At 65.7% G+C, this 2212-nt stretch carries 3 protein-coding genes; 1 reads left to right on the top strand and 2 read right to left on the bottom strand.

Annotation, left to right across the window (positions count from 1 at the left end; genetic code table 11):
* A partial coding sequence (locus EN939_RS31030; RefSeq protein WP_164751375.1) for a DMT family transporter occupies positions 1 to 590 on the top strand: 590 nt, incomplete at its 5' end.
* Positions 591 to 991: 401 nt separating this feature from the next.
* Here EN939_RS31030 and EN939_RS31035 read toward each other — a convergent pair.
* Both EN939_RS31035 and EN939_RS31040 read right to left on the bottom strand, forming a co-directional pair.
* On the bottom strand, positions 992 to 1339 hold the full coding sequence (locus EN939_RS31035) for a DUF2934 domain-containing protein (RefSeq protein WP_027035205.1): 348 nt from the start codon (positions 1337 to 1339) through the stop codon (positions 992 to 994).
* Between the two features lie 97 nt (positions 1340 to 1436).
* Positions 1437 to 2045: a BA14K family protein gene (locus EN939_RS31040; protein ID WP_127271438.1), complete on the bottom strand. Its 609-nt coding sequence runs from the start codon at positions 2043 to 2045 to the stop codon at positions 1437 to 1439.
* Between the last annotated feature and the right edge of the window lie 167 nt (positions 2046 to 2212).

Here is a 2212-nt window from a genome sequence, read left to right on the forward strand (position 1 = left end):
TGACGATGGTGCTCGCCCGTTTTGTGCTTGGCGAGCCGCTCGGCCTGTGGAAGTCGCTTGGCGCCCTGGTTGCGCTTGCCGGGATGATCTTCATCGTTGCCCATGGCAACCTGACGGCGCTGCTGCAACTCAAGCTCAACGCCGGCGAGCTGTGGATCGTCGGCAGCGCGTTCTGCTGGGGCCTCTACACCGTGCTTTTGCGCCGTGCCAAATTCGGCATCGAACTCCTGCCGATGGTCGTGCTGCTGCTCGGCGCCGGTGCGCTGGTCGCCTTGCCTTTCCATGTGTGGGAATTGTTCAACGACGAACGCTCCGCCATGGACGTCGACAGCCTTCTCGCACTCGCCTATCTGGCAGGTCCCGGCGGCGCCTTGATGTACTATCTCTACAACAAAAGCGTGCAAACGCTGGGCGCGAGCCGGGCGAGCATGCTGCTCTACCTGCAGACGGTGTTCGTGGCCATGCTCGCCTATCTGCTGCTCGGCGAGGGCTTGCACGATTACGATCTGGTCGGTGCGGCCTTCATCGTCGCCGGCATCGTACTCGCCACAATGGTCAAGCCCAGGCCGGCTCAACCACGCGTGGCGTAGAAATCTCGCGGGTGACGGCTGTGCGGCGGGCAACAAAAAACCCGCCTGCGCGGCGGGTCACTGGCGCAAATCAGCACCATAGGCAAAAATGTAGCATAGCTGCCCTCACCGGTCAAGAAAAAATTCCTATCCACGTCAGCCAAGGTGCCCGCCGGACACATGCATTCCCGGGCCAGCGGCGCACTTGCGGTGGAGGCCGACATTCAAACGAAAGTAAATTCAGTTCCAACTTGACGGAACATTAGCTAGAGCTAATTGTTGATCTGTGCGGCAGGTGGTGCCCTCCATCGCCTGCCGAAGATCGGCCGTCCGATCGGCCCGCGTCCTCCGCCAGAGGCGCGGGCTTTCGGGCCGGGTGACCGGCCAGCCCTCGCAACGGTAGTTCTGTCCTCAGCTTCCGGTCATTTCGCCAGTCCCTCATCGGGGTTTCGCCGCCTTTTGGCCTTCAGGCTGCGGGCGGCTTGCTCGATTGCCGCGCGGTCATTGCCCAGGCGGTCGAGCAGTTCCTGCGCCTCGTCGCCCGATATGCCGGTGCGCACCGCCAGCGCCTCGACCTCCAGCACGTCGGAGCTGGCGATCTCGCCGGTTTCGGGCAGCGCGTCATCCGCCGTCAGCGGCAGGGCCGACTCGCGGTCGATCTCCGCCTCGGCCTGGTGCCAGTGCCGCTCAGGGTCGCCGTGCATGCGGCCTTCCCGTTCCCAGATCTGGTAGGCGCGCTCACGAATTCTGTCGTCCCGGTCGTCGCTCATGGTCAGTCCTCCTTGGGGTCAGGGTTGAACGCCGCGCCAGTGCGGACGCTCCGGAAAATCCGCGCGATCGGATCGCCATGCCGGGCGGCGCGCGGGGCTACTGGCATTGCCGTCTCGGGCCGCCTGAATAGGGCTGGTAGGAGTTGTCTTCCGGGCGGTAGGAGCGGTAGCGGCTGAAGCAGGAATCGACATGGTCGGCCGAAAGTGCGGCGCCGCCATCGTCGGCAACGTAGACGCCCAGGCCGGCGCCGTTTTCGTCGCCATCGCCGGCGGCGGGCAAAACAGCCTGACCGGCGGCTTGGAGATAGGGCGAGATGCAGGGGCGCAGCTGCCCGCTGTAGGAGCGATAGCTGTTGTCGTCCGGATGGTAGGAGCGATAGCGGCTGGCGCACCAGGCGAGATGCGAAGGCGGCAATTCGGTCGTCGTGGGCGCGATCGCGCCGGTGACCGTCGGGTCGGGCGGTGTTTCCTGCGGTTTGGCGGGGATGTCGGGCGGCGCGGACTGTTTGGCCGGCAGGCGTTCGAGGCCCTGCCCGGCCTTGTTCGCCGGCCGCGCCTTTTTGGTCCACAGCTCCGCCACGCTGACGGTGGCCGTCGCCTGGCGCGGCGGCTTTGCGGCAAGCAGCCAGGCCGCAAAACCCAGTCCGCTGCCGAAGACCGCAAGGGTCAGCACGAAGCCGCAGACCAGGCCCAAAACCGCTTTCACGACACGCTCCTTAAGTCCCTGCTCATAGAATGCGGGGCCTCAAGGCTGGTTCCAGAAAAACGCCGGCGCCGAAGCTGCCAATCTCCCCACAGGTGGGGGAGATGGCCGGCAGGCCAGAGGGGGGCGCCGTAGGGCGCTCACGGGCGGAGGCTTCCCCTCCCCCGCAA

It is taken from the genome of Mesorhizobium sp. M7A.F.Ca.CA.002.05.1.1, assembly GCF_003998335.1.
In the GTDB taxonomy this organism is placed as follows: domain Bacteria; phylum Pseudomonadota; class Alphaproteobacteria; order Rhizobiales; family Rhizobiaceae; genus Mesorhizobium.

Coding starts and splice junctions, on each gene's coding strand:
- EN939_RS31035 (WP_027035205.1), bottom strand. CDS start 1,339: ATGAGCGACGACCGGGACGACAGAATTCGTGAGCGCGCCTACCAGATC.